Here is a 6306-nt window from a genome sequence, read left to right on the forward strand (position 1 = left end):
AATCCTTTAAAATTCACTACGAACGCCTCAATTTCGTCACATTTTGGCGCGGAGGCGGCAACGGTTCTGCTGCTAGGCTGAAGCGGTTCTTGGGTAAGGGTGTCTCCATGCGACTCCAGTTGCAGGGTGTGGTCAATACAGGGGTGGCGCTGCTCGACTCCGGCATCACCGATCTCGACATCGGTGTCGTCAACGGGATCGTGCATCTCTATGCCTCGACCGGCCGCAACGGCGGGATCGCGGAGTATATCGTCGGCGGGGAAGGGCCGGTGAGCCTGAACACCACGGTGATCTTCCCGGCCAGCATCACCGGCGGCGTCAGCGACCGGCTGGTGATCGCCGAGACCGGCTCCGGCGGCATGCTGATGATCGGCGAAAGGGCCAGCGGGCTCGTTGCCTATGCGCTGCGCGCGGATGGCGGGATCGGCAGTCAGGCGACGATCGACTGGCAGGCGGTCGACAGCGCCATCGGTCAGGGCTCGGACGCCCATCTGAGAGCGCGCGTCACCCTCAGCGACGGATCGCTGGCCCTGTTCCCGTCGGGCACCGATACCAGCCAGGTGATCGAGCTGCGCTGCGCCACGGTCAACGGGCGGGATTTCGTGCTGACCGCCGACCAGACCGGCAACAGCGTCACCGCCTACCGCGTCGATGGCACCGGCGCGCTCAGAGCCGCGGACACGATGGGCGCCGAGCAGGGGCTGGGCATCGACGCGCCCACGGCGATGGAGGTGGTGACGCTGGGCGACCGGACCTATGTCGTCCTCGCTGCCGCCAACACCAGCTCGCTGTCGGTCATGGAGCTGACCGGCGACGGCCAGCTGGTGCCGACCGACCATCTGGTCGATACCGGCAACACCCGCTTCGAGGGGGTGCAGGCCATGGATGTGATCCAGACAGGCGGGCATACCTTCGTCGTGGCGGGCGGGGCCGACAACGGGATCACCGTCTTCGAACTGCTGCCCGGCGGCACGATGGTGGCCATCGCCACGCTGGCCGACGACAATGACACCTCGATGCACCGGGTCACGGCGATCACCCTCGCGGTCGAGGGCGACACGATGCATGTCTTCGTCGGCTCGCAGAACGACAGCGGCATCACCGAATACCGGCTGAACCTGACCACGCTGGGCGAGACGGTGCAGGGCAGCGCCGCGGCCGAGCGTCTGGCGGGGACCGGGCGCGACGATGTGCTGCTGGCCGCGGGTGCGAATGACACGCTGGTGGGCGGCGGGGGCGACGACATCCTGGTGACCGGCGGCTCCGGGACGGTGATGAGCGGCGGCTTCGGCGCCGATGTCTTCGTGGTGCGCGCGGGCAGCGGCGGCGCGGTCATCACCGATTTCGACCGGGGCCTCGACCGGCTGGACCTCAGCGACCTGCCGATGCTGCGCGATGTCTCGCAGCTGAATTTCACCGCCACCTCGACCGGCTGCGTCATCGAGTATCGCGGCCATACCATGGTCATCGCCTCGTCGAACGGCCAGCCGCTGCGGCAGGCCGATGTCTTTCCCAACGGCTTCGACTGGGCCGACCGCTATGCCTATATCCCGCCCGAGAGCGAAGCCCCGCCGAACACCGGCCTCCTGCGCGAGGGGGCTGGCGGACGCGACCGGCTGATCGGCACGGCGCAGGACGACACGCTGCGCGGCGGCCTGGGCCAGGACACGCTGGACGGCGCCGCCGGTAACGATCTGCTGGACGGCGGCGACGGGCGCGACGCGATCAGCGCCAGCAGCGGCGACAACACCCTTTATGGTGGCTCCGGCCAGGACACGATTTCGGGCGGCAGCGGCAACGACTGGATCGAGGGCGGGGCGGGCAAGGACATCATCTATGGCGGCGCCGGTCACGACACGATCCATGCCGGCGACGGGCGGGACGTGATCCGCTCGGGCGGCGGCAACGATCTGGTCTATACCGGGGCGGGCGGCGGGACGGTCCTGTTGGCCAGCGGCAATGACACGGCCTATGGCGGTGACGGGCGCGACGTGATCCAGGGCCAGGCCGGGGCGGATCTGATCTATGGCGGCAGGGGCAACGACAACCTGCGCGGCGGCGGCGAGAACGACACGCTGCATGGCGAGGACGGCAACGACGTGCTGGACGGTGGCGGCGGCCATGACCTGCTGAATGGTGGCCTGGGCAACGACACGCTGCGCGGCGCGGCGGGCAACGACACGCTTCTGGGTGACGAGGGCGCCGACCGGCTGGAAGGGGGCTCGGGCAATGACGCGCTGGACGGCGGCGCCGGGGACGACGTTCTTTACGGCGGCGACGGGCATGACGACCTGATCGGCGGGTCTGGCAACGACCGGCTGAACGGCGAGGACGGCAACGACACGCTGATCGGCGCCTGGGGCGACGACTGGATGTCCGGGGGCGCGGGCAACGATTCGCTGGTCGGCGGCGGTGGCAATGACACCCTGCGCGGCGGGTCGGGCTATGACACGCTCTGGGGCGGCGGCGGTGCCGATGTGTTCGAGTTCTTCCGCGACCACGACACCGGTCAAGTGATGGATTTCAACCCCGACGACGGCGATCTGATCCGGCTGGACGACTGGATCTGGTTCAGCCTCGGCGATCTGACCGCGGAAGAGGTCGTGGACCGCTTCGGCTCGCTCGACGAGGCGGGCAATGTGGTGCTCGACTTCTCGGACGTGGGCGGCAATGTCGTGGTGCTGAACGGCTTCAACGACCTCGACGCGCTGCCCGCGCATATCGAGATCATGTGACGCGCGCTCAGAGCGGCGGACGGAGGAAGGGGGCGGGCCTCAACCCTGCCGATCGCGCGGCGAGGAAGGCGCGCGCCGTGTCCAGCGCCTCGCGGATCGCCACATCCATGTCCAGATAGCGGTAGCTGCCCAGCCGCCCGGCGAAACTCACCCCCGTCTCGGCCTCGGCCCGGGCGGCATACTCGCGCAAAAGCGCCTTCTCGGCCACCAGCCGCACCGGGTAATAGGGAATATCCCCGGGCCCCGCCGCGCGCGAATACTCACGGTAAAGCACGGAGGATTCGTGGCTTTCCCAGGGGGCGAAATGCTTGTGCTCGGTGATCCGCGTCCAGGGCACCCCGGCGTCGCAGTAATTCATCACCGCGCAGCCCTGCCAGTCGCCCTGATGGGTGAAACGCTCGAAATCGAGCGTCCGGTAGGCCAGCCGTCCCCGGTCATGCCCGAACCAGTCATCGAGCGGCCCCGACCAGAAGACGTGCGCCGCGCCCGCCCGCATCGAGGGATCATAGGGCGTGTTCAGGTCGACCCGGATCCCGGGATGGTCGAGGATCGAGGCTACCATCGCCGTATAGCCGCCCTCGGGCAGGCCTTGGTACGGATGGGCGAAATAGGCGTCGTTGTAATCGAAGCGCACCGGCAGCCGCGTCAGGATCGAGGCGGGCAGATCCGCGGGCTCGCAGCCCCATTGCTTCTGCGTATAGCCCTTGAAGAAGGCCTCGTAGAGCGGGCGCCCCAGCATCCCCAGCGCGCATTCCTCGAAACTGACGGGCGGGCCGTCGCCCGGCTCGGCCTGCGCCGCGAGGAAGGCGCGCGCCTCGTCCGGACGCAGCGTTTCGCCGAAGAACTGGTTGATGGTCAGCAGGTTGATCGGCAGCGCATGCACCCGCCCGCCCGCCACGGCGCGGACCCGATGGGCATAGGGCCGGAAGCGTTGGTGGGCGTTCACATAGGCCCAGACCTCGGGATCGCCGGTGTGGAAGATATGCGGGCCGTAGACATGGACCATGACCCCGGTTTCGGGATCGCGCTCGGTGTGGCAATTGCCGGCGACATGGCTGCGTGCCTCGACGATGCGGACCTTCTGCCCGGCCTCGGCCAGTTCGCGCCCGATGACCGCGCCCGTGAGCCCCGCGCCGACGATCAACACCTCGCTGTCCAAACCCCGCCCCTTTCACTCTGTCACACAAACACGCCGGGGGTGACGTGGCCGTCAGGCCAAGAGGGGGACGCGCCCCCTCACTCCATCCCCATCCGCTTGAGATAGCCTTCGATCAGCGGCACGTCCGAGGGATTGTTCAATTCCCAGAAGGCCGCGCCGGGGGCCGAGACCTCGACCGCGGCGATCTTGTGGCCGTGTTCGAGGAAGCGCAGCTGCTCCAGCCCTTCGATCTGCTCCAGCTGCCCGGGTGCGAGGCCTGCATAGAGGTCCAGCGCCGCGGGCGTATAGGCGTAGAGCCCGACATGGTGGAAGACCGGGATCGTGGCGCCGGGCTTCAGGCCGTCGCTGTAGGGGATGACTTCCTTCGAGAAATAGATCGCATTGCCCGTCAGGTCGCGCACCACGGTCGTCGCGCCGACGCGGCCCGCCTTGCGGTCGGCGCGGAAATTGTCCAGCGCCTCGCGGTCGCAGCGCAGCACGGGCGTGGCGACCTGACGGCCTTCATCCTCGCGCATCGCGGCGATCAGCGAGGACACGAAATGCGGCGGGGTCAGCGGTGCGTCGCCTTGCAGGTTCACCACGATGGGCTGGGTCAGGCCCGCGTTCTTCACCGCCTCGGCCACGCGCTCGGTGCCATTGGCGCATTCGGGCGCGGTCATGATGACATCGGCGCCGATGCGGCGGGCCTCGTCGGCGATGCGTTCATCGTCGGTCGCGACATAGAGCCCGGTCACGCCCCGCGTCGACACCGCCGCCGCCCGCCCGGCCATGACCGAGCGTTCCAACAGGCTGCGTTCCACGCCCGAGGCGCCTTTCAGCGTGGCGAGCGGTTTCGCCGGATAGCGGGTCGAGGCGTAGCGCGCCGGGATGATGATGACGGCATCACGCATCGGCGCTCTCCTTCGACAGCCGGTCAAAGGCCGAGAGGCGCGAAATCAGCGCCATCATCTGGTCCAAGGGCACCATGTTGGGCCCGTCCGAGGGGGCGTTGTCGGGGTCCTGATGCGTCTCGATGAACAGCGCCGAGACGCCGACCGCGCAGGCCGCCCGCGCCAGCACCGGCACGAATTCCCGCTGCCCGCCCGAGGTCGTGCCCTGCCCGCCCGGCTGCTGCACCGAATGGGTGGCGTCGAAGACCACCGGATAGCCGGTCTGGGCCATCACCGGCAGGCCGCGGAAATCGGTGACGAGGGTGTTGTAGCCGAACGAGGTGCCGCGGTCGCAGAGCAGGATGTTACGGTTGCCCGTGCTCTCGATCTTGGTGGCGACATGCTTCATGTCCCAGGGCGCCAGGAACTGGCCCTTCTTGACGTTGACCGCCTTGCCCGTCTCGCCCGCCGCGATCAGCAGGTCGGTCTGGCGGCACAGGAAAGCCGGGATCTGCAACACATCGACCGCCTGCGCCGCCTTGGCGCAATGCCAGGGTTCGTGCACATCGGTCAGCACCGGCACGCCGAATTCCTCGCGGATCGCCGCCAGGATCTCCAGCCCCTTCTCCATCCCCAGCCCGCGCTGGGTGCTGACCGACGAGCGGTTCGCCTTGTCGTAGCTGCCCTTGAAGATCAGCTTCGTGCCCGAGGGTTCGCAGGCCTCGAGGATGCCCGCGCACATGGCCCGGGCGTGGTCCAGGCTTTCCAGCTGGCAGGGGCCGGCGATCAGGCCGAAGGGGCGGTTGCCGCCCAGGGTGACGTCGCCGATGGTGACAAGCTGGGCCATGATGCTCCCCCGGAAATACTGTCAGCAGGGTGCATAGGCTGCGGGCCCTCTCAGGTCAACTGACGGGCGCGGCGCTGGCCCCGGGCAGCGGGGCATCGCGCCCCAGCAGCGCCCGGGCGCGGGCCACGCCCTGTTGCAGGCTGCCCTCGATCTCGACCTCGGGCGGACGCAGGTCATGCGCCCGGAACTGCGCCTGCAGATCGGCCGAAGCGCCGGTCAGGATCACCAGCACCCCTTTGCGCCGGGCGCTGCGGACCAGCCCCTCGACGGTATGGATCGCGGTGCTGTCGACCAGCGCGGCATCGGCGAAATCGACGACCAGCGCGCGGTGGGTATCGGCGATCCGCTCCAGCACCGCGCCGACCGAGGCCGCCGCGCCGAAGAAGAACGCCCCGCGGATGCGGTAGACCATGATCTCGTCGCTGCGGCTGAGGCCGGGGACGGGCGGGTCATCGAGCCCGTCCGCCTCGACCATCGAGACTTCGGCGGCCTTGGACATCCGGTGGATGAAGAGGACCGAGCCAAGGGCGAAGCCCACGACAATGGCCTCCGTCAGGTCGCGGAACACGGTCAGCAGCAGCGTCACCATCAGCACGGCGGCATCGGCGCGCGACGACCGGAACAGCGTGGCGATGGCGTGACGTTCGATCATGTTCCAGGCGACGGTGGCCAGCACGCCCGCCAGCGCCGCCAGCG

5 protein-coding genes are annotated in these 6306 nt (G+C 68.7%); 1 reads left to right on the forward strand and 4 read right to left on the reverse strand.

The window, feature by feature from the left end; all coding sequences use genetic code 11:
• The first annotated feature begins 107 nt into the window (after positions 1-107).
• A complete protein-coding gene (locus VDQ18_RS12850) occupies positions 108-2735 on the forward strand; it encodes a calcium-binding protein (protein WP_323021336.1) in 2628 nt (875 codons plus the stop codon).
• 7 nt (positions 2736-2742) lie between these two features.
• Here the strand turns inward: VDQ18_RS12850 and VDQ18_RS12855 are convergent, their stop codons facing one another.
• The 4 genes from VDQ18_RS12855 to VDQ18_RS12870 all read right to left on the reverse strand — a co-directional run.
• A complete protein-coding gene (locus VDQ18_RS12855; protein ID WP_323021337.1) occupies positions 2743-3894 on the reverse strand; it encodes a UDP-galactopyranose mutase in 1152 nt (383 codons plus the stop codon).
• 77 nt (positions 3895-3971) lie between these two features.
• Complete coding sequence (locus VDQ18_RS12860) at positions 3972-4784, reverse strand: manno-octulosonate cytidylyltransferase (protein ID WP_323021338.1); 813 nt, start codon at positions 4782-4784, stop codon at positions 3972-3974.
• Complete coding sequence (kdsA, locus tag VDQ18_RS12865) at positions 4777-5610, reverse strand: 3-deoxy-8-phosphooctulonate synthase (RefSeq protein ID WP_323021339.1); 834 nt, start codon at positions 5608-5610, stop codon at positions 4777-4779. The genes VDQ18_RS12860 and kdsA overlap by 8 nt, the downstream gene beginning before the upstream one ends.
• Before the next feature lie 55 nt (positions 5611-5665).
• On the reverse strand, positions 5666-6306 hold a 641-nt coding region (locus VDQ18_RS12870), incomplete at its 5' end, for an STAS domain-containing protein (protein ID WP_323021340.1).

It is taken from the genome of Pararhodobacter sp. (genome assembly GCF_034676075.1).
In the GTDB taxonomy this organism is placed as follows: domain Bacteria; phylum Pseudomonadota; class Alphaproteobacteria; order Rhodobacterales; family Rhodobacteraceae; genus Pararhodobacter.

Excerpts from the sequence above, each read along its gene's own strand:
- kdsA (WP_323021339.1), bottom strand. The coding sequence starts at position 5,610 with ATGGCCCAGCTTGTCACCATCGGCGACGTCACCCTGGGCGGCAACCGC.
- VDQ18_RS12860 (WP_323021338.1), bottom strand. The coding sequence starts at position 4,784 with ATGCGTGATGCCGTCATCATCATCCCGGCGCGCTACGCCTCGACCCGC.
- VDQ18_RS12850 (WP_323021336.1), top strand. The coding sequence starts at position 108 with ATGCGACTCCAGTTGCAGGGTGTGGTCAATACAGGGGTGGCGCTGCTC.